At 71.6% G+C, this 25,666-nt stretch carries 13 protein-coding genes and 1 pseudogene; 4 read left to right on the top strand and 10 right to left on the bottom strand.

The features are described from left to right. From VF794_RS26540 to VF794_RS26495, 10 genes and pseudogenes are all read right to left on the bottom strand, one after another. A pseudogene (locus tag VF794_RS26540) lies at positions 1–181 on the bottom strand (hypothetical protein); the annotation flags it as partial. Between the two features lie 11 nt (positions 182–192). Further along, on the bottom strand, positions 193–2,268 hold the full coding sequence (gene argJ, locus VF794_RS26535; RefSeq protein WP_331115119.1) for a bifunctional glutamate N-acetyltransferase/amino-acid acetyltransferase ArgJ: 2,076 nt from the start codon (positions 2,266–2,268) through the stop codon (positions 193–195). Continuing rightward, on the bottom strand, positions 2,265–3,326 hold the full coding sequence (gene argC, locus VF794_RS26530; protein WP_331115117.1) for an N-acetyl-gamma-glutamyl-phosphate reductase: 1,062 nt from the start codon (positions 3,324–3,326) through the stop codon (positions 2,265–2,267). The genes argJ and argC overlap by 4 nt, the downstream gene beginning before the upstream one ends. Before the next feature lie 57 nt (positions 3,327–3,383). Beyond that, positions 3,384–4,517 carry an AI-2E family transporter gene (locus VF794_RS26525; RefSeq protein ID WP_331115116.1) on the bottom strand — a complete coding sequence of 378 codons (1,134 nt, stop codon included), beginning with the start codon at positions 4,515–4,517 and terminating at the stop codon, positions 3,384–3,386. A 117-nt stretch (positions 4,518–4,634) separates the two neighbouring features. Then, a complete protein-coding gene (locus VF794_RS26520) occupies positions 4,635–6,257 on the bottom strand; it encodes a carboxypeptidase regulatory-like domain-containing protein (protein WP_331115114.1) in 1,623 nt (540 codons plus the stop codon). After that, positions 6,254–6,799 (bottom strand): hypothetical protein, encoded by a 546-nt coding sequence (locus VF794_RS26515; RefSeq protein ID WP_331115113.1) that lies wholly within the window; start codon positions 6,797–6,799, stop codon positions 6,254–6,256. The genes VF794_RS26520 and VF794_RS26515 overlap by 4 nt, the downstream gene beginning before the upstream one ends. A gap of 139 nt (positions 6,800–6,938) precedes the next feature. After that, positions 6,939–8,840 carry a sigma 54-interacting transcriptional regulator gene (locus tag VF794_RS26510; RefSeq protein WP_331115111.1) on the bottom strand — a complete coding sequence of 634 codons (1,902 nt, stop codon included), beginning with the start codon at positions 8,838–8,840 and terminating at the stop codon, positions 6,939–6,941. Between the two features lie 12 nt (positions 8,841–8,852). Then, complete coding sequence (locus tag VF794_RS26505) at positions 8,853–9,803, bottom strand: tetratricopeptide repeat protein (protein ID WP_331115109.1); 951 nt, start codon at positions 9,801–9,803, stop codon at positions 8,853–8,855. After that, complete coding sequence (locus VF794_RS26500; RefSeq protein ID WP_331115108.1) at positions 9,800–11,578, bottom strand: serine/threonine-protein kinase; 1,779 nt, start codon at positions 11,576–11,578, stop codon at positions 9,800–9,802. The genes VF794_RS26505 and VF794_RS26500 overlap by 4 nt, the downstream gene beginning before the upstream one ends. A 111-nt stretch (positions 11,579–11,689) precedes the next feature. Then, complete coding sequence (locus tag VF794_RS26495) at positions 11,690–12,172, bottom strand: tetratricopeptide repeat protein (RefSeq protein ID WP_331115106.1); 483 nt, start codon at positions 12,170–12,172, stop codon at positions 11,690–11,692. A gap of 177 nt (positions 12,173–12,349) precedes the next feature. Here VF794_RS26495 and VF794_RS26490 point away from each other — a divergent pair, with 177 nt between their 5' ends. From VF794_RS26490 to VF794_RS26475, 4 genes are all read left to right on the top strand, one after another. Then, positions 12,350–13,690: a serine protease gene (locus VF794_RS26490; RefSeq protein ID WP_331115104.1), complete on the top strand. Its 1,341-nt coding sequence runs from the start codon at positions 12,350–12,352 to the stop codon at positions 13,688–13,690. Then, a complete protein-coding gene (locus VF794_RS26485; RefSeq protein WP_331115102.1) occupies positions 13,678–14,652 on the top strand; it encodes an FHA domain-containing protein in 975 nt (324 codons plus the stop codon). The genes VF794_RS26490 and VF794_RS26485 overlap by 13 nt, the downstream gene beginning before the upstream one ends. Positions 14,653–14,854: 202 nt before the next feature. Continuing rightward, the gene (locus tag VF794_RS26480; RefSeq protein WP_331115100.1) at positions 14,855–20,206 is read left to right on the top strand and encodes an amino acid adenylation domain-containing protein; all 5,352 of its coding nucleotides are present in this window, start codon (positions 14,855–14,857) and stop codon (positions 20,204–20,206) included. After that, on the top strand, positions 20,199–25,666 hold a 5,468-nt coding region (locus VF794_RS26475), incomplete at its 3' end, for an LLM class flavin-dependent oxidoreductase (RefSeq protein ID WP_331115098.1). The genes VF794_RS26480 and VF794_RS26475, both read left to right, overlap by 8 nt.

Below are 25,666 nucleotides of genomic sequence, written 5' to 3'. Positions count from 1 at the left end.
ACACGCGCATGGCGCCGAGCTGGGCCAGGTCTCGCGAGAGCGTGGCCTGGGTGACGTCGAAGCCCTCGCGGGCCAGGAGCTGCCCCAGCTCGTCCTGGGTGGCCACCGCGTGCGCGCGGATGATGCGGCGGATGGCATCCTGCCGCGCCGTCTTCTCTCCATTGTTTCGAAGCGGACTCACGTGCGAGGCCCTCATCCGGTGACGAGCGTCCCGATGCCCTTGTCGGTGAAGAGCTCGGCGATGAGGCTGTGCGGCACGCGCCCGTCGATGACGTGCACGCGCTCCACGCCCCCGCCCAGCGCCTTGAGCGCCATCCTCGCCCGCGTCTGCATGCTCCCGACGAAGGCTCCGGACGCGAGGTGCGCCTCCAGCTGCGCGGCGGACAGCTCGGAGAAGAAATCCTCGCCCTTGAGGATGCCCGGCGCGTCGTGCAGGTAGATGAGCTTCTGGGCCTTGAGGGCGCTGGCCACCTCGGCGGCCACCGCGTCCGAGCCGAGGTCATACGTCTGCCCGTCCTCGCCCAGGCCAATGGGGGAGATGATCGGCACGTAGCCCTGGCCCAGGAGCATCTCCAGGAACTCGTGGTTGACGCGGGTGACCTCGCCCACGTGCTCCTTGGAGCGCCCGTCCTCGCCCGGAATCCTCCGGGCCCGCAGCAGCGCCCCGTCCTTGCCGGACAGGCCCACGGCCCGATCCCCGAGCTGGTTGATGAGGGTGACGAGCTCCGAGTTGACGGAGCCGGAGATGACCATCTCCACCACCTTGAGGCCGGAGGCGTCGGTGATGAGCGAGCCCTCCTGCCGCAGGCCGAGCTTGTCCAGCGTGCGGGTGAGCTCCGGCCCACCACCGTGGACGATGATGGGCTGGAGGCCCGCCGAGCGCAGCAGTTCGATGTCGCGGCAGAAGGACTTCTTGAGGGACTCCTTCACCATGGCCGCGCCGCCGTAGCGGATGACGCAGCGCTTGCCGCGGAAGCGGGAGATGTACGAGAGCGCCTCGACGAGCAGCGTGGCCTTGAACGCGGGGCTGTAGTTGGCCAGCCGGTCGTCCTTGCCCACGCCGCCGTCGGGCCGGGCGACGATGAGCGAGGTGTAGTCCGCGTTGATCTTCACGTAGTCGTACGAGAGATCGCACCCCCAGGCCACCGAGGAGGCCTCGCCGCCGGTGAGGTTCACCTCGATGCGGACCTCGGGCTCGCGCATGCGCGTCTTGAGCATGGCGGGGTCGTACTGCTGGGGCGCGCCGTCGTAGACGGAGATGCCCTGGATGCGGACGTGGGACGAGTACGGATCCACGGGGTAGTCCTGGGTGCCGGCGCGCGCGCCCACGGTGGCGAGCACGCGGCCCCAGTTGGGGTCCGCCCCGAAGACGGCGGCCTTCACCAGCGTGGAGCCGGCCACGGCGCGCGCCAGGTCCTGGGCGATGGCCGGGGTGGGGGCCCCCGTCACCGTCACCTCCAGCAGCTTGGTGGCGCCCTCGCCATCGGCGGCGATGGAGCGGGCCATCTCCTGACACAGGTCCGTCAGGGTGGCGGTGAAGATGTCCAGGTCCGGGCCCGGGTCGCTGATGGGCGGGTTGCCCGCGCGCCCGTTGGCGAGCGCGTAGACGGTGTCGTTGGTGCTCATGTCACCATCGACGGTGAGGCTGTTGAAGGTGCCGCTCACCGCCTCGCGCAGGGCGGAGGCCAGTACGCCCGGCAGGATGGCGCAGTCGGTGGTGATGACGGCGATCACCGTGGCCAGTGACGGGTGGATCATCCCCGAGCCCTTGCAGATGGCGGAGAGGACCACGTCCCGTCCCCCGAGGCGCACCACGCGCCACACCTGCTTGGAGCGGGTGTCGGTGGTCATGATGGCCTCGGAGGCCGCGTCGGGCTCGGGGCGCAGGCCGTCCTTGAGGCCCCCGAGCACGGCGGTGATTTTATGCACCGGCAGCCGGTGGCCGATGACGCCCGTGGAGGCCGCCAGCACGGCGGAGGGCTCCAGGGAGAGGGTGCGGGCCGTCTCGGCGAGCACGGTGCGTACGTCCTCCAGGCCGGCGGGGCCGGTGAGGGCGTTGGCGTTGCCGGCGTTGATGAGGACGGCCTGGACGCCCGAGGCGGGCAGGCGGAGCTCGGCGTCCCGCACGGGGGCGGCCTTGGCCTTGTTGGCGGTGAAGCAGCCCGCGGCCGAGCAGGGCGTGTCGCTGTAGACGAGCGCCACGTCCTTGCGCTGGGGCTTGATGCCGGCATGGATGCCGGCGAACGAGAAGCCGAGCGGTACCTTCACGGATAGAACCCCCGCAGGGTGGAGAGACCCGACGTCTCCTCCCACCCCATGATGAGGTTGAGGTTCTGGACGGCCTGGCCCGCCGCCCCCTTCACCAGGTTGTCGATGGCCGCCGTCACCACCACGCGGCCCGGGTCATAGCCGCTGGTGTCGACGCCCACGGCGAGCATGCACCGGTTGGTGCCCACCACGGCCTTGAGGCCCACCGCGTCCGGCGAGTCCAGCACGGTGACGAAGGGCTGGGAGGCATAGGCCCGCTCCAGGGCGGCGCGGGCCTCGGCGGCGGTGGCGCCCGAGCGCAGGCGCCCGTAGGCGGTGACGAGGATGCCGCGCTTGAGCGGCAGCAGGTGCGCCGTGAAGGTGAGGGGCACGGTGCGGCCAGCCGAGAGCGCGAGCGTCTGGGCGATCTCCGGCGTGTGCTGGTGGCGCAGCACGCGGTAGGCGCGGAAGTCCTCGTCCACCTCGCTGAAGCTCAGCTCCTCCGAGCCCTTGCGGCCGGCGCCCGTGGTGCCCGAGGCGGCGTCGAAGATGAGGGCGCCCTCGTCGAACAGCCCCGCCTCGAGAAGGGGCGCCACGGACAGCGCGCACGCGGTGGCGTAGCAGCCCGGGTTGGCGATCAGCTTCGCGCCGGGAATCCGCTCGCGGAAGAGCTCCGGCAGGCCATAGGCGGCCTGCTCCAGCAACTCGGGCGAGGAGTGGGTGAAGTTGTAGAAGGCGGGGTAGCTGGCCACGTCCCTCATCCGGAAGGAGCCAGACAGGTCGATGACGCGCACGCCCGCGGCCAGCAGCCCCGGCACCAGGTGCAGGGAGGACTCGGCGGGCGTGGCGAGCAGCACCACCTCGCACTCGCGCGCCAGCTCGGCGCTCTTGTCCTGGGGCGCGTAGCGCAGCTCCCCCGTGGGACCGGCGATTCCCAGCCGGCGGGCCACCGTCTCGCCCTGCCACTTGTCGCTCGTCACCAGACGCAGCTCCACCCGCGGGTGACCCGCCAGGATGTGGGTGGCCTCGACGCCGGAGTACCCGGACGCGCCAATGATGCCGATCGCCGTCTTATGCATGGGCGTGCATAACTATTCGCTGCCCTGCATACAAGCAAGTGGCAAATGGATATTCCGTCAGTGCGGGGCGGGGCCCGCGGAGTCGTGCTCGTCGGGCGGGAGGCGCGGGCCGTCCTCCATGCGCGGCGCTTCCACCGGCGCTCGGTCCGCCTCGGCGTCCCAGCGCAGGCGCTTCTCCTCCTGCACCTCGCGCAGCAACTGCTGGAGGGCCGCGGCCACCGGCAGCGCCAGCACCGCGCCGATCAGCCCCATCAGGGCGCCGCCGATGAGGAGCACCACGGAGATGAGCAGCGGGTTCATCCGGATGGAGTGGCGCTGGACGAGGGGTTGGATGAGGTTGCCCTCCACCTGCTGGTAGACGAGGAAGAGGCCCAGGGCGATCAGCGCCCGGTTGAGCCCCACCGTGCTCAGCGTGGTGAAGGAGACCAGCACCGCCATGAGGAAGCTGCCCACGTAGGGGATGAAGCCGAACACCAGGTAGAGACTCCCGAGCGCCAGGAAGAAGGGCACGCCCAGCAGCCACGTCCCCACCGCCGTCACCACGGCGCCCAGGGACACCGTGAGGAAGGTGCCCGTCAGGTAGCCGCCCACCGCCTTGCGCATGTTCAGCGCGAGCTCGCGCACCTTGGGCCGGCGCGAGGGACGCACCCACCCCAGCGACTGCTCGAAGAGCTCCTTGCCGAAGAGGAGCCCGAAGAGGCTGAGCGTCAACACCGTGAGGAGCGCGAACACCCCGTTCACCGTGGTGGAGAGGACGCCCAGGACGGGTTGGGCGAGGGTGCTCGGGAGGCGCCCCATCGCTTCCCGGACGATCCGCTCCAGCTCGAGCCGCTCCTCGAGCCACCGGGTCGCCCGCCACGCGCGCACCTCGGCCACCAGATCGGGCGCGGCCTGGATGAGGTTGCGCACCTGCTCCACCAACATGGGCAGCAGGGTGGCGCCCAGGACCGTCGCCACCCCGAGCAGGCCGAGGAACGTCACCAGCACGGACCAGCCCCGCTTCAGGCCCAGCCGCTGGAGCCCTCGCACGATGGGTTGAAGCGCCAAGGTGACGAGCACCGACACCGCGAGGAGCACGAGGATGGGGCGCAGCTGGTCGAGCGACCGGGCCAACAGCACCAGGGCGAGCCCGTTGAGCCCCACCGTCCAGACGGTCAGGGCGGAGATCTGCGACCGGCGCGCTTTGTCCATGGCCTCCCTCCGAGGCTCAAGGTAGGCACGCCCTTCCACGGCTACCCCCTTCAGACGTAGAGCGAGCAGGGGAGCCGCTGCTCCGCCGCTCGGCGCTTCACCACCACCCGATACCGCTCAGCGCGTGGGCAGGGTGGTGGAGTAGGTGCCGTTCTGGTCCGTCAGCGTCTGCGCGAGCAGCAGCGAGGAGGGCCTGCCCTCCACGTTCACCACGCGGAAGAAGCGGATGGAGGCGTAGGGGGCGGTCGTCTGCATCACCCGCTCGCCGCTGAAGCTGACGGACCCGCTGACGCGGCGGCCCTTGGAGAGGGTGAAGGGGGTGAGCTCCAGGAGGCCGCCGGTGCCGGTCGTCTCCCCGGGGCGCACCGTCACGATGCGGCTCACGCGTGGAAGCCCATCGGTGGGGATGAAGTCGAAGCGGTACTGGCCCGGATCCAAGGCGATCTCGAACTGGCCCAGGTCATCCGTGGGGCGGGAGGCCTCGATGGTGAACGTGGGCCTGGGCCAGCCGGGCAGCTCGCCAATCGACTCGGCCACCACCTTCACGCCGGGGGCCGGCTGCGAGCCGCTCGGCATCTGGAGCTTGCCCCGGACCTTCATCCGCGTCCCGCACGTCACGTCCTGGGCCAGGGAGGTGCCTCCACGAGGCACGGTAACGGGCTTCAAGGTGATGCCGGCGGACGAGCCCGGCGGCGGGGCGGCGTAGAGCGTCATCGAGGCGTCGGGGGCGCTCGGCAGCGCGAGGAGTTCGAAGACGCCGCTCGTGTCGGTGAGGGCCTTGCGACTGGTGTACTGCCCGCCGCCGCCCACCTTGCCCTGGAGGTACACCGTGGCCTGGGGCACCGGCTGCCCGTCCTGGTCGAGCACCCGGCCTCGCAGCGTCACCGGAGCGCCGTAGTCGCCCATCGAGAGCGGCTCCTGGAGGCCCAGGCGCGGGTTCACGGTGAAGGTCTGCTGCGGCACCAGGGCGTCGGGCGAGGTGGGCCGCACCTGGAGGATGACGTTGGCGAGCAGGGAGGCCGAGGGAGGCAGCGCCAGGGACAGCTCGCCGGTGGCGCGCTTCACCGCGACGCGCTGCGAGAGCGGGCGGAGGTTGTCGTCCAGGGCCTGCGCCTCCAGGTCCACATCCACCGGCAGCCCGTTGCGTCCCAGCACCCACCCGGAGAGCCGCACGAGCGCGGAGGAGGCCGGCAGGAGGAAGTCCTGCGTCACCGTGCGGCCCGGGTTGATGAGGACCGCCTGGGCAGTGGACTGGGGCGGCAGCTCGGTGTTGGGGGCCAGCAGGGTGACGGTGTAGTGCCCCGCGCCCACGGGCAGCGTGTAGCCGCCATTGTCGGGGGTGAGCGTCGACTCGTGGCGGCGTACCACCCCGGGGATGAGCAGGCTCTCGCCCGTCAGGCGCAGGGTGATGGGGGCGGAGTAGTTGATGGCCGAGGACATCGACTCCACGCGCACGCTCCCCTGGAGGGTGGCGGGATCGAACAGTTCGATGTTCTGCTCGCTCCGCAGGTCATCCACCCGGAAGTCCTGGGCGTGCAGACCGCCCTTGGGGTTGGGCACCACCTCCACCACGATGTTCTGGCCGGGGTCTCCGCAGCCCTCGGGGAAGCACACCTGCTCGCCGCCACACTCGCTGTCGCTGTGGCAGCTGATGAAGTCGGCCGCTTCCATGGCCCCATTGGCACAGCCCATGAGGAGGACGGTCAGCAGCAGCGGTACGGTCGTGGCGGGCCTGATCATGGGCAGCCTCCTCCCGGCTCGGTCCGGACGAACCACGCGTAGGTGGCGGAGTAGCCCTGGTCGTAGACCTCGGTGCCGTCCGCGAGTCGTTTGACGAAGAACCGCTCGGGATCCCGCCCCACCAGCGGGGTGTCGGAGACGACCACCTCGACGACATGGTCTCCGGGGACGTTCAGGCGGCTGTAGTCGATGGAGGGAATCTTCGGGTTGAACGAGGCGCGCTCATCGCGCACGACCTTGTTGTTGGGCTGGAGCCGGCCCACGCCGTCCGCGCCGCGCAGCTGGGTCGGGTCGTAGTCCACGAACCAGTTCACGTAGAGGGTGTCGTTGAGGTCGGGGTCCTCGACGATGACGGAGAACTGGAACTCGCACAGGTCGGAGCCATAGCCTCGGATGATGCGCTCGGGGGGTTGCACCTGTTGCTCCACGATCCGCGGGGGGCGGTTGCGTGGCTCGGGGAACTCGTTGAGGTAGGTCTCCTCCTGGGGGATGAGGCAGCCTCCCAAGGTCCACACGGAAATCCCGAGCCCGAGCCACTTCATGGTGGGGAGTCCTAGCAAGGCGCTGGCCAGTCGGCGGAGGGGGGATTTCATTGTCGGAACAGGGGGTTGGCCAGGGTGACACAGGGGGTGAGCCGGGGAACCGCGACAACCCTGTCACGGCGAGTCCCCGCTCACTGCCTTACAGCAGCTCGTCGTCGCCCTCGTCGGACGGGAGGGGGATGCCGGTCTTCTCCGCCTCCAGCTTCTCGAAGTGACGGAAGATGGTGCGCGGGTCCACGCCCAGGTCCTTGGCCGTCTTGGTCTTGTTGCGGTTGTTCCGCTCGTAGACCTCCTGGATGTACTGCTTCTGCCAGCGCTCGCGCGCCTCGGCGAGTGGCAGCACCGGCTCCAGGTTCTCCGGCCTCAGGTCCAGGTCGTCCGGCCCGAGCAGCGGCTTGTCCGCGAGCACCACCGCCTTCTTGATGCGGTTCTCCAGCTCGCGGATGTTGCCCGGCCAGCCGTACTTCTTCATGGCCACCGTGGCCGACGGCGAGAAGCCCTTGCCCTTCGAGTTGAACTCCTTGGCGTACTTGCCCAGGAAGTACTTGCCCAGGACGAAGAGATCCTCGCCTCGCTCGCGCAGGGGCGGCAGCTTCAGCGTCACCACGTTGAGCCGGTAGTACAGGTCCTCGCGGAAGCTGCCCTTGCGCACCTCCTCCTCGAGCACCCGGTTGGTGGCCGCCACCACGCGGATGTCCACCGGCTCGCCGCGGTGGTCGCCCACCTTGTAGACGACCTTCTCCTGGAGCGCGCGCAGCAGCTTCACCTGGAGCTGGAGCGGCATCTCGCCGATCTCGTCCAGGAAGAGCGTGCCGCCGATGGCCGCCTGGAACTTGCCCACCTTGGTCGTCACCGCGCCGGTGAAGGCGCCGCGCACGTGGCCGAACAGCTCGCTCTCCAGCAGGTTCTCGGGAATGGCCCCGCAGTTGATGGTGATGAAGGGACCCTTGGTGCGCGGCGAGCGGCGGTGGAGCTCCCGGGCGATGAGCTCCTTGCCCGTGCCCGTCTCGCCGGTGATGAGGACGGAGATGTCCGTGGGGGCGATCTTGTCGATGCGCCGGTACACGTCCAGCATCCCCTGGCACGCGCCGACGATCTCCCCGTAGTGGGTGTCGTCCAGGCGCTTGCGCAGCTCGGTGTTGTCCAGCTTCAGGTCGTTGACCAGCAGCGCGTTCTGGATGAGCAGCAGCGCCTGGGCCGCGAAGATGGTGAGCATGTCCAGGCTCTTGGGCTCGAACCGGTTCACCAGCCGGTCATTGCCCACGTAGAGCACGCCGAACAGCTCGTCGTCGCGCACCAGCGGCACGCACATCACGGACAGCAGCTTGAGGTTCACCACGGACGTGCTGGCCTTGAACTCGGGGTCGTCCAGCGCGTCGCTGACGATGAGCGGCTTGCGCGTGCGCGCCACCTTCTCGACGATGGAGTCGGACACCCGCTCCTCCGCGTCGATCAGGTTCTCCCGCGTGACGTTGCGCGCCACCTTCACGCGCAGCTCGCCGTTCTCCCGGAGGATGAGGACACCCTTGTCCGCCCGCGTCACCTCGATGGCCTCGTCCAGCAGGCCCTCCAGCAGCTCGTCCCGGCCGGAGCCGCCCAGCAGCCGCTCGCTGAAGGCGGTGAGCCGGCGCAGCAGCACCAGCTCGCGGCCCACCACGCCGGGCATGTCCCGGGTGTGCGAGTCCGGATCCGTCGTCGGCTCCGCGTCCTTGATGAGGGTGAGGGCCGGGCCCGGTGCGGTGGGATGCCTGGCGGGGGCGTCCTCGCGGGCGAAGACGAGCTCGGTGCCGCCCACACGGATGACGTCGGCGGTGGCGAGCACGTGGTTGTCCCGCTTCTTGCCGTTCACCTGGAAGGTGGCTCCCAGGCTGCCGAGCTGGTAGCGCGTGCCATCGAAGAGCACGTGGAGCGCGCTGTCCGGGACGGAGGGGTCGTCCAGTTGCACATCGTTGTCGGCCGAGCGGCCGATGCTGGTGATGCGCTTGTGGAGGGGAACCGTGCGGATCTTGCCGTCGGGGGTACGGACGGAGAAGTTGGCCATGGCGGTGCGCTCCTAGAAGGCGAGGGTGAAACCGGCGCCGGCACCGCCGGACGTGGGAAAGAGGTGCAAGCGGGTCTGGGGAGGAGGAGGGGAGGGCAGGGTCTCCAGGTGCGTGCGCACCACCTGGTCCTGGTGGTGGACGAGGGAATCCGCCACGCCCGCCGCGTACACCCCGTAGAAGCCCGCGGCCGAGCCCCACTTGAGCCATTGCCAGGCGCGGGCCTGCGGTCCCCGCTCGGTGGGGATGTAGCGCACGGACAGCTTGATGGGCTCGCGGACGTCGTCCACGGTCACGTCCCGCGTCTCGAAGAGGGAGTCGTAGGCGAAGAAGGCGATGATGCTGGTGACGGCGAGCGCGCCCTCGGTGGCCGCCAGGAGGGTACCCAGGCCGGTGCGGCCCTGCTGGAACTGGCCCGCGCCGAAGGGGACGAAGTTCACCAGGAAGCTGCGCTTCTCCACCTCGCGCACCGTCACCTGCCGCGACAGCGTCTCCACGCGGCGGCGCTGCTCCTCGGCGGCCACGCGCTCGCGCTCGCGGCGCTCCACCTCCGTGCGCTCCCGCTCCACCCGCAGCCGCCGCTCCTGGCGCACCAGATCCAGCTCCGCCGACATCTGCTCGCGGATTCCGTCCAGGTACGTCACCGCCGGCGGGGGCACCGCGAAGGGATCCAGGTTGAAGTCCGGATCCAACCGCAGCAGCGCGCGGAAGTGGCGCGCGGCATCGTCCATGCGGTTGAGGTGGAAGGCGCTCAGCCCCGCCAGCTTGTGCAGCTCCGCCAGGTCCTTGTCGGACAGCCGGCCCCGGTCGATGCGCGTGCCCGCGCGCTCGAGCACCTCGGCATAGCGCCCGTACTCGTAGCTGGAGTGCAGGGTGGTGACCTCCGGATCCACCGGCTCGTCGGCCCGCACGGCTCCGGGAGCCAGCAGCCCCAGCAGCAGGAGGATGGGCAGGCAGCGGCTCATTCGGCGACGAGGGCCCCGCGCACGGTGGTGGACTTACCGGGCTCGATGAGCGCCACGCGCTTCTCGGTGAGGTACCCGTTGTGGCTCACCTCGTACTCCACGCGGTGCTGGAAGCTCGCCGGCCCCCGGGGCGAGTTGATCTCGAAGGGGTGCTCCTGCGTCTCGCGGACGGTGCGGGCCTCGCCGCCCACCCGCACCAGCGCGTCCGCGGGCTCGTACTGGAAGCTCACCCGCGAGGACTTGAGCTGGGCGCGCAGGCGGAAGACGTTCTCCGCCCCGGGCCGCACCTCGATCGTCTCGCGCGAGTCCTCGCAGTAGTCGCAGGAGATGGTGATGGTGTGCCGGCCGGGCAGCACCTCCAGCGTGTGCTGGGCGAGCGGCTGCGGGGTGGGCATCCCCTCGTCCACGCGGACGGAGCCATAGGGCCGCACCAGGATGGAGATGGGCACCGGGGTGGAGCGGATGGGCTCGGCACGCGAAGCGAGGGGCCGCCTGGGCTCCACCGGAGGCGTCGGCTCTCGCTGCTCACGCGGCTCGGGAGGGGGCTCCTTCTTCGCCTCGGGCTTCAGGGCGGCCGTCACCACGGGCGGGGGCTCGATGCGGGGCCCGGCTTCCGGCGTCCGGGTCCGCTGCCACAGGTGGACGCCGACGCCCACCACCGAGGCGACGAGCAGGCCCGTGCCCAGCTTCAGCCCCCGAGCACGCCACTGCTTCAGGCGACGCTCCCGCTCCAGGCCCTTGAGGAGCGAGAGGGCACGCGCGTTGGTGGCGTCCAGCGCGAGCACCTGGTTGAGGCAGGCCAGGGCCCGGGGCATGCGCTTCTCCGCGAGCAGGCGCTCGCCGCGCTCCAGCCGCGAGGCGATGATCCGCGGGCGCATCAGCTTCTGGTACGAGGGCGGATCCGCGAAGAAGGACGCCAGCTCCTCTCCCACGCGCGCGAAGCCGAGCCCGGCCAGGTAGTCGGCCAGCGCGTCGCGCAACTGGCCCGCGTGCGCGTAGCGCCGGTCCGGGTCCCGCGCGAGGCAGGTGGCGCAGATGTCCGCCAGCTCGTCCGAGAGCGTGGGCACCCGCTGGCGCGGATCCTCATACACCCCGTCCAGAATCCGCTTGAGGGTGGCGGTGGCGTTGGCGGCCGAGAAGGGCAGCCGGCCCACGATGAGGGCGTAGAGGATGGTGCCCAGCGAGAAGATGTCCGTCTCGGGGCCGGCCTCGTGGCCCTCGATGATCTCCGGGGCCATGTGCGCCGGCGAGCCCACCAGCGCCCCCGTCACCGTCATCCGCTCCTCGACGTCGAGCAGCTTCGCGATGCCGAAGTCCATCAGCTTGAGGACGCCGTCCTCGCGGATCATCACGTTCTCGGGCTTCAAGTCCCGGTGGATGACGCCGGCCTCGTGCGCGTGCGCCAGCGCGGCGGAGATCTCATGGACGATCATCGCGGCCAGCTCGGGCGGCTCCAGCGTGCCCAGCGCGTCCACATGGTCCTTCAGGGTGCGGCCGCGCACGTACTCGGTGACGAGGAAGGCGTCCTGCGCGCCCTCGGCCGAGAAGTCGAACACCTCGAGGATGTTGGGGTGGTGCAGCCGCGCCACCGCCTTGGCCTCCCGGGCGAGCCGCCGACGCGACTCGCTCTTGTTGGCCAGGTGCGGGTGCAGCACCTTCACCGCCACCTCGCGGTCCAGGGCCGTGTCGAGCCCCTTGTACACGACGCTCATGCCCCCCGAGCCCAGCTCCTCGAGGATGCGGTAGCGACCGATGTGTCGACCGACGAGCGTCATCTCTTCCGCGTCCGGGGCAATAGGAGGGCGCGACTGTCAGGGTGGGAAGGGCGACCATGACAGCGACGTCGGGGTTGGATTGTAGGAGCCCCCCTCAAGGGGCGCAACGCGTCAATCGCGCTTGAAGCGACGACGCGCGGCGAGCCGGTCCAGCAGGGCGTGCAGGAGCGGCTCGGTCTGCCGGGGCAACTTCCGATCCGTGGGCGAGTGGACCGGGAGCGCGCGGGCGAGCCGGTACAGCTCCACCAGCCGCTCGCGAATCAGCTCGCTGTCAGGGCGCTCCTGGAGGGCACGGCGGTAGGCGGCGGCCGCACCGGCGTAGTCCCCCAGGGCGAAGAGGCGCTCGCCCTCCGTCACCGGAGAGGAGGGGCCCTGCGGAATGGGCTCGCTCCTGGGGGAGGGGCTGGAGCGGAGCGCCTGGAGCTCCTCCGGCTGCATCATCTCCCGCACGTTGGCCAGCTTGCCCGCCAGCACAGCGTCGTCGGGGAAGGCCCGACAGAGCGTCTCGAAGACGCTCAGCGCCTCCGTCAGCTCTCCGCGACGCAGGGCGCGTTCGGCATGTGCGACCATTTCGGCGCGGGCTTCGGGCTTCATCTCGGGCGCAAGGTTACCGTGCGGGGCACGGATGTCACGGGTGGACGGGCCCGGCGTACTCCTGGCTCCGCCGCTTGCCTGCTACTCGAATTTCTTGGATTTGGCTTCAAAATTCCGCCCTGGGTGTGATGGTTTGCCCCGAGCAAGGAGCCCCCATTCCGCTAGTGTGAATCCCTCATGCTGACGATCCTCCTTCTCGCCGCACTGGCCCAGGCTCCGGCGCCGGTTGCGGCCCAGGGTCTTCCCACGGGCGCGCCAGACGCGGGCACACCGGCACCGGCCGTCGTCCCGCCGCTGCCCGTGGCCACGCTGACGCCGGCCACGCACGAGCTCTTCGAGCGCATCAAGGGGCGCGTCGTCCAGGTGCGCATCATCGAGCGACGCAGCGGCACCAAGTCGTCCATCGGCTCGGGCTTCTTCGTGAGCGCCGAGGGGCACGCCGTCACCAACTACCACGTCGTCTCCAGCATCGTGCACCACCCGGAGGACTACACCGCCGAGCTGGTGCGCGATGGCAAGGAGTCGGAGACGGTGCCGGTGAAGCTGCTGGCCGTGGACGTCATCCACGACCTGGCCGTCATCCGGATGGACGGGGCGGTGAAGGACTGGTTCGAGCTGGCCGAGCGCGAGCCCCCGCAGGGCACGCGGCTGTTCGCCATGGGCAACCCGCATGACCTGGGCACCACCATCGTCGAGGGCACGTACAACGGCCTGCTCCAGGACGCGCTCTACGACAAGGTGCACTTCAGCGGCGCCATCAACCCGGGCATGAGCGGTGGCCCCACGGTGATGGGCGAGGGGAAGGTGGTGGGCGTCAACGTGGCCACCATGGGCAACCAGCTCGGCTTCCTGGTGCCGGTGGTGCATGCCCGGGCGCTGCTGGCGCGGGCGCGCGAGGTGAAGGAGAGCAGCCCCTCGGTGCTGCTGGCCGAGGTGGGCTCGCAGTTGCTGGACAACCAGCAGCGCATCACCGAGCGCCTGCTGGCCACGCCGGTGCCGACGCAGACGCTCGGGGACTACCGCGTGCCGGGCCGCTGGCTGTCGTTCCTCAAGTGCTGGGGCGACACCCCCCACGAGCCGGAGAACCCGTACACCATCACCAACTACCAGTGCTCGTCCGAGGAGGATCTCTACTTGAGCTCGGACCACCGCACGGGCGTGGTGGCCTATGACCATGCCTATCTGACGAGCGACAAGCTCGGGGCCCTGCGCTTCTCGGCGCTCTACACGGCCACCTTTGGCAACGACGCGGGCGGCGTGGACGCCACGAAGGAGGACGTGACGAACTTCCGCTGCAAGGAGGAGTTCGTGAAGGTGGGCGGCCTCCCCATGCGCACGGCCCTGTGCCTGCGCGCCTACAAGAAGCTCCCCGGGCTGTACGACCTGGCGCTCCGGGCGGCCACACTCAACGCGAGCACCTCGGGAGTGCAGACGAGCCTGGACCTGGCGGGCTTCTCCGCGGACAACGCACGCGCCATCGCGCGCCGCTACCTGGAGGCGCTCGCGTGGACGAAGTGATCTTCCTGGAGGTGCTGGACGGGGACGGGGTGCAGGCGCGGCACCGGATGGAGCGCTTCCCGGTGACGGTGGGGCGCGGGTACGCCAACGACGTCATCCTGGATGATCCGAAGGTGTCGGTCTCGCACCTGCGCATCGAGCGCGCCGAGGACGGAAGTCTGGTGCTGCGGGACGTGGGCAGCCGCAACGGGACGTTCCGGGTGGAGCCGTGGGCGCGGCTGGCGGAGCTGACGCTCTCGGACGACGCGCGGGTGACGGTGGGGGACACGGTGCTGCGCTTCCGGAGCCGGGCGCACGCGGTGGAGGAGACTCGCATCACGGCGGCTCCAGTGGCGCCGACGGGTCGCCGCGTGTTCGACCAGCCCTTCGCCTTTCCGGCGATGCTGGCCGTGACGGTGGTGGCCTACCTCCTCTACGAGTACCTGACGAACTACCAGAAGACGGACTGGGGCTCGCTGGCGGTGGCGGTGGTCGTGCCGGTGTTCACCTCGTTCCTCTGGGCGGGAGTCTGGTCCGTGGCGAGCAAGGTGGCGCGCCGGCAGTTCTTCTTCGGAACGCATGGCACCATCGGGAGCCTGGCGCTGCTGGGGATGCTGGCGATTCCGATGGGGGTGACGCTGCTGGCGTACAGCCTGTCGCTGGGGGCGTGGGTGCGGTGGCTGTACCTGCTGGGCTACCTGGGGTGGATGGGGTTCGTGCTCTTCTGGCATCTGCGCTACGTGACACGCGCGGAGCCAAGGCGGGTAGGGGTCGTGCTGGCGGTCGTCCTGGTGTGCTTCGGGGCGCTGATGCAGGCGGACTCGCTGCTGGGCGAGGAGGACTTCTCGACGGGCCTGGCTGTCGATCGCACGCTGCTGCCCCCGGCGTTCCGCGTGGCGCCCCCGAAGTCGGCGGACGCCTTCTTCGAGGACACGCAGCACCTCCAGGAGGAGGTGGACGAGCTGGCGAAGGGGCAGCCTTGAGCGTGGATGCTCGCCGGGAGGGCTCGGCATACGAGGGGGCGCCCCCCTTCTTGTTGGAGTCTCTTGGCGCCCGAGGGGGGGCCATTTAATCTCGCGCACGCAACAGGGGGCAGTGTGAGCACGTCGGACCCGCCTGGCCCTCCGTGGTCGTGTGGACTTCCACGACGTTTCACGTGTGCCCCGAGCCCTGCTCAAGGACCGAATGCACCTGCCGACGCGAGAGACCCCCGCCCGCGCCGTTCCCGTCTCGGACACCCTCACCTTCGTGGAGGTGCTTCGAGAGCGTGCCCGGAGCCAGCCCGAGGCAAGCGTCTTCACCTTCGTCGATGAGGAGGGTGAGTCCTCCCTCTCCTACCGCGAGCTGGACGCGGGCGCCCGCGCCGTCGCGGCCCTCCTCCAGCGGCACCTCGCCCCTGGGGATCGGGCGCTCCTGCTCTACCCGCCGGGCCGGGAGTACGTGCTGGGCTTCCTCGGCTGCCTCTACGCCGGCGTCATCGCCGTCCCGGCGTACCCGCCTGATCCGACCCGGCTGGGGCGAACCCTCCCCCGGCTCCGGGCGTTGGTGGCCGATTGTCGGGCCACCGCGGCGCTGACCACCTCCCCCGTGCTGGACATGGTCGGGTTCCTCACCGAGGACGCCCCGGAGCTCCGCGCGCTGCGCTGGCTGGCCACGGATGCGCTCGAGCCCGACACCGCCGACGCCTGGTCCGCCCCGAGCCTGTCCTCGGAGCACCTGGCCTTCCTCCAGTACACCTCCGGCTCCACCGGCATGCCCAAGGGGGTGATGCTCAGCCACCGCAACCTGCTGCACAACTCGGGGCTCATCTCCCGGGGGTTCGATGCGTCGCCCCAGCCCGTGGGGGTCATCTGGTTGCCGCCCTACCACGACATGGGGCTCATCGGAGGCATCCTCCAGCCCCTCTACCGGGACATCCGCACCGTCCTCATGTCGCCGCTCTTCTTCCTCCAGCGCCCCCTGCGCTGGTTGGAGGTGATCTCCCGGCACGGCGGCACCGTCAGCGGCGGTCCCAACTTCGCCTACGAGCTGTGCGTCCGGAAGACCACGCCCGAGGAGCGCGCCGGGTTGGATCTGCGCAGCTGGGAGGTCGCCTTCTGCGGCGCCGAGCCCATCCGGCAGGAGACGCTGGAGCGGTTCGCGGAGGCGTTCGCCCCCGCCGGCTTCCGGCGCGAGGCATTCTACCCGTGCTACGGGCTCGCCGAGGGCTCGTTGATCGTCAGCGGAGGACGCCGGGCCCAGCCGCCCGTGGTGCGTCACTTCGCCCGGGAGGCGCTGGGGCGCGGAGAGGCCCGGGCTCCGGGCGAGGGGCAGGAGGCCGTGCCGATGATTGGCTGCGGCCAGTCCCTGGGAGACCAGGAGGTGCGCATCGTCGACCCCGAGACGCGTGTGCCGTGCGCGCCCGGTCGGGTCGGGGAGATCTGGGTCCGCGGCGACAGCGTGGCCCGGGGTTATTGGGAGCGGGCCGACGACTCCGAGCGCACCTTCCAGGCGCGCCTGGCGGGCTCCGGGGAGGGGCCCTTCCTGCGCACCGGGGACCTCGGCATGCTCGACGCGGGCGAGCTGTTCGTCACGGGGCGGCGCAAGGACCTCCTCATCATCCGCGGGCGCAACCACTACCCGCAGGACATCGAGCTCACCGTGGAGCGGTGCGACCCGGGCCTGCGCCCCGGTTGTGGCGCGGCCTTCTCCGTGGAGGTGGACGGAGAGGAGCGCCTGGTGATCGTCCATGAGCTCGCCGACCGCTCCAGCGCGGACCCGGCCGAGCGCGCCCGGGAGGCGATCGCTCGCATCCGCAAGTGGGTGGCCGAGCAGCACGAACTCGCCGCCCAGGCCGTGGTGCTGCTCGTGCCCGGGAGCATCCCGAAGACGTCGAGCGGGAAGATCCAACGCCACGCCTGCCGTGCCGCGTTCCTCGATGGCTCCCTGGACGTGCTCCAGGAGTGGAGGGAAGGGGCCCTGGCCTCCGGGCTCGAGTCCGCGGACCAGGTCGCGGCGGAGGAGCCCGTTCCGCCCGCCGGGACGGGGGCCGAGGCGATGCTCAAGTGGCTCTCTTCCTACCTGTCGCGGGCGCTCGGGCTTCCTCGCGGGGGGCTGGATCCGGACGTGCCGCTCACCCAGTACGGGCTCGACTCCCTGCGCTCGCTGGAGCTGAGGGGCGGCCTGGAGACGGCGCTCGGGGTGAAGTTGCCGATCACCTGCCTGTTGCAGGGACCCACCCCGCGCGAGCTGGCCGCGCGCCTCGTGGAGCGCCCCGCGCCCGAGGCCGAGGAGACGCCGCTTCCGCCCGAGGCACCCACCGAGGCCCTGCCGCTCTCGGACGGCCAGCGGGCCCTGTGGTTCCTCCAGCGCATGGCGCCGGAGAGCACGGCGTACCACGTGGTGCGCGCGGTGCGGATCCACTCCCGCCTCGATGCCGCCGCGCTGGAGCGGGCCTTCCAGACGCTCGTGGCTCGTCACCCGGCGCTGCGCGCGGCGTTCCCCGAGGAGCAGGGCGCTCCCGTCCAGCGGCTCGTGGAGGCCCAGGGCCCCGTGGTGCACGTGGAGGACGCCACGGGCTGGAGCGAGGCCGAGCTGGGCGCGCGGTTGGATGCCGAGGCCTGGCGGCCCTTCGACCTGGGGCAGGGGCCGCTGATGCGCGTCCTGCTCCTCACCCGTGGCTCGAGCGAGCACGTGCTGCTGCTCGCGCTGCACCACCTCATCACCGACTTCTGGTCGTTGGGGGTGATGGTGGAAGAGCTGGGCGCGCTCTACACGGCGGAGACGGGAGGTTTCCTGGCCGTGCTGCCCACGCTGTCCCCGCGTCCCGCGGAGGCCACCCGGGCGCTCTCGGCCCGGCTCGCGGGCCCCAGGGGCGAGGTGCTGCGCGACTTCTGGCGCTCCCGCCTCGGCGGCGAGCTGCCCGTGCTGGCGCTGCCCACGGACTTCCCCAGGCCCCGGCTCCAGTCCTTCCGGGGCGCCTCGCTCGCATTCCAGGTGGGGCCGGAGACCACCGCCCAGGTGAAGGCGCTCGCGCGGGAGAAGGGCGCCACTCCTTATATGGTGTTGCTGGCCGCCTACCTCGCCTTCCTGCGTCGCTACACCGGCCAGGAGGACCTCATCGTGGGCTCTCCCACGGCGGGCCGCACGCGGCCGGAGCTGGCCCGGCTCGTGGACTACCTGGTCAACCCGGTGGCGCTGCGCGCCAGCATTCCCCCGGAGCTCACCTTCCTGGAGCTGGTCTCCCAGGTCCGTCACACGGTGCTGGAGGCCCTCGAGCACCAGGACCTGCCCCTGGCCCGGCTCGTCGAGCTGCTCCAGCCCACGCGGGAGCCGGGACGCTCGCCCCTGTTCCAGACGATGTTCGTCCTCCAGCGGGGCCAGCTCACCGGGATGGGGGGCTCCCTCTCCGCCTTCGCGCTGGGGGAGAGCGGTGCGCGCATGGCCCTGGGCGCGTTGGAATTGGAGTCCCTGCCGCTCACGCACCGGGGCTCGGCGTTCGACCTGTCCCTGTCGATGGCCGAGTCCGGCGAGGGACTGAGCGCCTCGCTGGAGTACTGCACGGACCTCTTCACCCCCTCCACGGCCGAGCGCATGGCGCGGCACTTCGCGTCGCTGCTGGCGGAGCTGGTGGCGGCGCCAGAGCGGCGGGTGGAGGCGGTGGAGCTGCTGGACGAGGCGGAGCGCGCCACGGTGCTGGGCGCCTGGAGCCAGGGGCCGCGAGACGAGGTGGAGGAGGGGGAGGTGGCGGGGCTGCTGACGCTGCGGGCCCAGGCGCGGCCCGAGGCGGAGGCGCTGGTGTGCGGCGCCGAGCGGCTGAGCTACCGCGAGCTGGAGACCCGGGCCCGGCGGCTCGCGCACCGGCTGCGGAGCGAGGGCGTGGGGCCCGAGGTGCGCGTGGGCGTGCTCCTGGAAAAGAGCGTCGAGGCGGTGGTGGCCTTCTGGGGCATCCAGCTCGCCGGGGGCGTGTACCTGCCGCTGGAGGTGACGCAGCCTCGTGAGCGGCTGGAGTGGATGGTGGAGGATGCCCGGCCCCGGGCGGTGGTGACGCGCGCGGGTTTCGGCGAGCGCTGCCACCTGCCGGAGGGCGTCCGGGTGGTGCGGTGCGAGGAGCTGGGGACGGAGGACACCGGCCCGCTGGAGAGCGGGGCCCGGGGCGGCAACACCGCGTATGTCATCTACACCTCGGGCAGCACCGGCAGGCCCAAGGGCGTCGAGCTGACCCACCGGGGCGCCCTCAACCTGGCCCGGGCCATGTCGCGGGGCTTCGGGCTGTCGGAGGCGAGCCGGGTGCTGCAGTTCGCATCGCTCGGCTTCGATGCCTCCCTCGCGGAGTACCTCCAGACGGCGGCCGCGGGCGGGACGCTCGTCGTGCCCCCCATGGGCGAGCTGATGGTGGGGGAGGCCCTGACGCGCACATTGGTGGAGGGTGGGGTGACGGTGGCCACACTGCCGCCCTCGCTGCTGGCGCTGTTGCCCGAGGCTGGGCTGGAGGGCCTCCGGGTGGTGGTCTCCGCGGGCGAGGCCTGCCCCACGGAGGTGGTGGCACGGTGGGCCCCCGGGCGCCGCTTCTTCAACGCCTACGGGCCCACGGAGGTGACGGTGTGCTGCTCGTGGGCGGAGTGCGCCGCGGGCGAGGGCTCGCCTTCCATCGGAAGGCCGATGGCCAACACCGAGCTGTACGTGCTGGATGGCGCGCTGCGGCCGGTACCGCCGGGGGTGGCGGGAGAGCTGTACGTGGGCGGGGTGGGGCTGGCCCGGGGCTACGTGGGCAGACCGGAGCTGACGGCGGAGCGCTTCGTGCCACACCCCTTCACCCGCGAGCCCGACGCGCGCCTGTACCGCACCGGAGACGTGGTGCGCTGGAGGGCGGACGGCTCGCTGGAGTTCCTCGGCCGCGCGGACGCCCAGGTGAAGCTGCGCGGCATGCGCGTGGAGCCCGGCGAGGTGGAGGCCGCGCTGCGCGAGGTGCTCGGCGTCCGGCAGGCGCTCGTGCGGCCGTGGAAGGGGCCGGGCGGAGAGACGCGGCTGGTGGCGTACGTGGTGCCCGGGGAGGCCCCGTTGGGAGACGCCCGCGAGGCACGGGCCCGGCTGCGCCAGCGCCTGCCGGAGCACATGGTGCCCGCCGCCCTCGTCACCCTGGAGGCCCTGCCGCTCACGTCCAACGGCAAGGTGGATGTCCGGGCCCTGCCGCTCCCACGGCCGCCCGAGCGCGCCGCCTCCTTCGTCGCGCCCCGTGCCCCGTTGGAGCTCTCCATCGCCAGGACGTGGGAGCAGGCGCTCGGCCGCGAGCCGGTGGGTCTGCACGATCACTTCTTCGATGACCTCGGGGGCAGCTCGCTCACCGTGGTCCGGGCCTGCGCCCTGCTGCGCGAGCAGTTGAAGCAGGACGTGCCCATCACCCACTTCTTCGAACACCCCACGGTCCACGCGCTCGCGAAGCGCCTGGGCCAGTTGCCGGCCCCCGAGGCGGGCAACACCCAGCACCAGGATCGCGCCGAGGCCCGCCGTCAGGCCCTCCAGCGCCGCAACCCGAGAGGAACCCGTGGCAATGGCTGAGCACGACAGCGTGGAAGACACCGGGAACGACATCGCGATCATCGGCATGGCCGGGCGCTTCCCCGGCGCCGGTGACGTGGGGAGCTTCTGGCGCAACCTGCGCGAGGGCGTCGAGTCCATCTCCCGCTTCGGGGCGGAGGAGCTGGAGTCCTCGCCGCTCGTCCCGGACGCGCTGCGCGCACACCCGGACTTCGTGCGCGCGGGCGGCATCCTCGAGGGGGCGGAGCTGTTCGATCCCCACTTCTTCGACATCTCCCCCCGCGAGGCGCTGTGGATGGATCCGCAGCAGCGGCTGTTCCTCGAGTGCGCGTGGGCCGCGCTCGAGGACGCGGCATATGACCCCGAGCGCTTCCCGGGGAAGATCTCCCTCTACGCGGGCGTGGGCCAGTCCAGCCACGTGCTGTCCCTGCTGGGGCAGGTGCGCAAGGAGCCGGCGGCCCTCTTCGAGGCGTTCGGCACCACCACCGCCGAGAACGCCGCCACCAAGGTGTCCTTCAAGCTGAAGCTGCGCGGCGAGAGCCTGGCCGTCTACACCGCGTGCTCCACGGGCCTCGTCTCCGTCCACATGGCCTGCCAGAGCCTGCTGATGCGCCAGTCCGACATCGCCCTGGCCGGCGCGGTGCGCGTCTCGCTCCCCCAGCGCACCGGCTACCTCTACCAGGAGGGGATGATCTTCTCCCCGGACGGCCACTGCCGCGCCTTCGATGCGCGCGCCCGGGGCACGGTGAGCGGCAACGGCGTGGGCGTCGTCGTCCTCAAGCCGCTCGCGGACGCGCTGCGCGATGGCGATCACGTCTACGCCGTCATCAAGGGCTCGGCCATCAACAACGATGGCCACCTCAAGGTGGGCTACACCGCCCCCAGCGTCGAGGGCCAGTCCGACGTCATCTCCGAGGCCCTGGCCTATGCCGGCGTCCAGGCGGGGGACGTCGGTTACGTGGAGGCGCACGGCACCGGCACGTCGCTCGGAGATCCGATCGAACTCGCCGCGCTCACCCGCGCCTTCCGGCGGGACACCGACGCGCGGCGCTTCTGTGGCCTGGGCTCGGTGAAGACGAACATCGGGCACCTGGACACCGCCGCGGGCATCGCCGGCCTGCTCAAGGCCACGCTGGCGCTGCACCACGAGGAGCTGCCCCCCAGCCTCCACTTCGAGCGCCCCAACCCCTCCATCGACTTCGAGGGCAGCCCCTTCTTCGTCGTCACCGGCCGTCGCGAGTGGAAGCGCGGGGAGCAGCCCCGGCTCGCGGGCGTCAGCTCCTTCGGCATCGGCGGCACCAACGCGCACGCCATCCTCGGCGAGGCCCCGCTCGTGGCGCGTCAGTCGAGCGCCCGCTCCCACCAGCTCGTCACGCTCTCCGCCCGCACCCCCGCGGCCCTGGAGGAGCTGACGCGCGGGCTCGCCGCGCACCTGGAGGCCCGGCCGGAGGTGGACCTCGCGGACCTGGCCTTCACCCGCGCCCTGGGCCGCAAGGCCTTCGAGCACCGGCACGCCTTCGTCGTCGGGGACACGGCCGGGTTGCTCTCCCGGTTGAAGGCGCCTCCCGCGCCCCGGAGTGTCGCCAGCCTGAAGGCCGCCCGAGAGCAGCGCGTGGCCTTCCTCTTCCCCGGACAGGGCGCGCAGTCGGTGGGCATGGCGCGCGAGCTGTACGCGTCGGAGCCCGGCTTCCGTGAGCACGTCGACACGTGCCTCGCGCTCCTCGCGCCCCGGCTCGGGAGGGAGTTGCGCCCGCTGCTGTACCCGGAGCCCGGCCAGGAGGCCGCGGCCCGCGAGGCGCTGGCGGATCCGCGCTTCGCCCTGCCCGCGCTCTTCACCGTGGAGTACGCGCTGGCCCGCCTCTGGATGGACTGGGGCCTGGAGCCCCACGCGATGCTCGGCCACAGCTATGGCGAGTACGTCGTCGCGTGCCTCGCGGGCGTGTTGTCGCTGGAGGACGCGCTGACGCTCGCCGTGGCGCGCGGCCGGCTGATGGCCGGCATGCCTCCGGGGGCCATGCTCGCCGTGGGCTGCCCCGAGCAGGAGCTGCTCCCGCTGCTGACGGGCGGCCTTTCGCTGGCCGCCATCAATGGTGATTCCCGGTACGTCGTCTCCGGCCCCGTCTCCGAGGTGGAGCGGCTCGAGCAGGAGCTGGTGCGCCGGAACGTGGGCGTGCTGCGGCTGCCCGCGCGTCAGGCCTTCCACTCGGCCGACGTGGAGCCCTTCATGGCGGAACTCCAGAAGGTCGTCACGGGGCTGCGTCTCTCCGCGCCCCAGCGGCCCTATGTCTCCAGCCTCACCGGGACGTGGATCCGCCCCGAGGAGGCGACCGATCCCGCGTACTGGGCCCGGCAGATGCGCCAGCCCGTTCGCTTCGCCGAGGGGTTGGAGACCCTGCTGCGGGACGGGTGCGCCATCCACCTGGAAGTGGGCCCGGATCAGGCGCTCACCGCGCTGGTCCGCCCGCGCCTGCGAGGCGAGGAGGGCGCCCTGGCCGTGCCCTCCCTGCCGCGCGCCGGGACGTCCGCGTCCGAGCAGGGCGTGCTGTTGGAGGCGCTCGGCGCCCTGTGGAAGGCCGGGCTGGAGGTCCGCTGGGACCGGGTCTACGCGCACGAGCGGCGCCTCCGCGTCCCGCTGCCCACCTATCCCTTCCAGCGGCAGCGGTTCGTGCTCGAGTCCCGCTGGCTGGAGCAGGAGGCGCCCCGCCAGGAGGTGCCCGCTCCCGTCCCCGCCGTGGCCGCCGTCCCGCCTCCCGTGCCCTCCACCCGTCCCGCCCCGAGCCTCCCGGCGGGTGAGGGCGCCGCCGCTCCGCGCACCGACACCGAGCGCCAGGTGATGGAGATCTGGCGCGAGCGGCTCGGCATCTCCGACTTCGGCATCCACGACAACTTCCTGGAGCTGGGCGGCAACTCGCTGATGGCGGCGCAGATGCTCACGCGCCTGCGCGAGACCTTCCCGGTACAGCTCCCGCTGAGCGACCTCTTCGAGTCGCCCACCGTGGCGGGAATCTCCTCGCGCATCGAGGCCCTCCTGAAGGAGCAGGGGCCCGGTGCGAATCACGTTCCGGTTCCCCCCCTCGTCCCCATTCCGCGCGAGGGCGTCCTGCCGTTGTCCTTCGTGCAGGAGCGGGTGTGCGCGCTGGAGCGCTTCATTCCCGGCACCCCGGCGCTCTCCATGCCCATGGCCCTCCGGCTGACGGGCACGCTGGACGTGGCCGTCTTGGAGCGCAGCCTCCATGAGGTCATCCGCCGGCATGAGGCCCTGCGCACCACCTACGCCACCGTGGACGGCCGGGCCGTGCTTCGCGTCACCCCGGAGCTGAAGCTGTCGCTGCCGGTCGTCGTGCTGGAGGGCTCCCGGGAGGAGCGCGAGGCCGAGGCGTCGCGGCTCGCCCGCGAGGAGGCGCTGCGGCCCTTCTCGCTGGAGCGGGGCCCCATCGTCCGCGCGAGCCTCGTCCGCATCGACTCCCACGAGCACCTGCTGCTCGTCACCCTGCACCACGTCGTCTCGGACACCCTGTCCATGGTGGCGCTCGTCCGCGAGCTGGCGACGCTCCACGAGGCCTTCCGCCAGGGCAAGCCCTCGCCGCTCCCCGCCCTGGCCGTGCAGTACCTGGACTACGCGGCGTGGCAGCGGCGCGCGCTGGAGGCGGGGGCCTTCTCGGAGCAGGAGACGTACTGGCGCGAGCGCATGGCGGAGCCCCCCGGCCCGCTGGCGTTGCCCACGGATCGTCCGCGCGAGGCCGTCCGCCAGCTCCTCGGAACGCGCCGGCCCTTCGGCTTCTCCCGCAGGCTCACCGACGCCGTCCACGCGCTCGGCCAGCGCGAGGGCTTCACCGACTTCATGATCCTCCTGGCCGCCTACAAGGCGCTGCTGGCCCGCTACGCTGGCCAGGACGACATCGTGGTGGGCACGCCCATCGGCAACAGGACCCGGGCCGAGCTGGAGCCGTTGATCGGCTACGTGGCCCACGCCCTCCCGCTGCGCACGGACCTCTCCGGCGATCCCACCTTCCTGGAGCTGCTCGCCCGCGTGCGGGACACCACGCTCGGGGCGTACGCCCACCCGGACGTCCCCTATGAGCACCTCGTGCGCGAGCTGGAGCCCGACAAGGACGTGGAGCGCTCGCGGCTGTTCGACGCGATGTTCGTCCTCCATGCCGGCTTTGAGTCGAGCCTGGAGCTGTCCTCGCTCCGCCTGCGAGCCGTGGAGGTACCGGACGCGCCCGCCCAGTTCGGCGCGACGCTCTCCCACCTCTCCATCCTCCTGGGCGAGGGCGAGCACGGTTTCGAGGGCCACCTGGAGTACGCCGCCGAGCTGTTCGAGCCGTCCACCATCGACCGGCTGATCGGCCACTTCGAGGCGCTCGTCGACTCGGCCCTCGCCAACCCCACCCAGCGCCTCTCCGAACTCTCCCTGTTGACCGAGGCCGAGCGGCGCCAGCTCGCCGCGGTGGCCGCCCCACGCACCGAGATCGTCCCGCTCCCGGTCCTGCTGGAGGCCCAGGCCGCGCTCACCCCGGAAGCCCTCGCGGTCTCCGCCGGGGAGCGCGACCTCACGTGGCGTGAGCTGCGTGAGCGGGCCCGGCTCCTCGCCGGCCTCCTGGTCCAGCGCGGCGTGGGCCCGGAGCAGCTCGTGGCCGTATGCCTGGAGCCCTCGCCCGAGCGCCTCGTGGCCCTCTGGGCGGTGATGGAGGCCGGAGGGGCCTGGGTGCTCCTGCCGCCGGCCGGGCTCCGGGAGCTGGCCTCGCTCTCTCCCGAGGGCGCTCCGCCGCCGTTGCTGCTCACGCACTCGCGGCTCCAGACGAGCGTGGCGCTCGACGCCTCGCGGGTGCTGCGCGTGGATGCGCTGCCCGAGGGCTCGTCCATGCAGCCGGTGGAGCGCGGCCCGTCTTCGCCGGACGTCGAGGCCATGGTGTGCCTGGAGCCCCTGGCGGGCTCCGCGTCGCTCCGGGCCATCCACACGCACCGCTCCGTGGCCCACCTGTTCCGCGCGCTCGACGAGGGACAGGGCGCGGTTCCGGGTGGCGCATGGCTCTGGACGGAGACGCCCGGCGCGCACGACGGTGGGCTGGAAGTGCTGTGGGCCCTGAGTCGGGGCCTGCGCATCCTCCTGGTTCCCGAGCGCGCGCGCTTCGTGTCGGTGGGGCAGGGCGCCTCGCCTCGCCGGCCGCTGGCCTTCAGCCTCTCGTACTTCGCCAATGACGAGGACGGGCTCGGCCGGCGCAAGTACCAGCTCCTCCTGGACGGAGCGCGCTTCGCCGATACGCATGGCTTCTCCGCCATCTGGACGCCCGAGCGCCACTTCCACTCCTTCGGCGGCCTCTATCCGAGCCCCGCCATCACCGGCGCGGGCATCGCCACCCTCACCGAGAACGTGGGCATCCGCGCCGGCAGCGTGGTGATGCCCCTGCACGACCCCCTCCAGGTGGCCGAGGACTGGGCGATGATCGACAACCTCTCCGGTGGCCGGGTGGGGGTGTC

It is taken from the genome of Archangium sp., from assembly GCF_036389735.1.
Taxonomy (GTDB): domain Bacteria; phylum Myxococcota; class Myxococcia; order Myxococcales; family Myxococcaceae; genus Archangium.
This window is presented reverse-complemented; position numbering and strand designations above follow the sequence as displayed.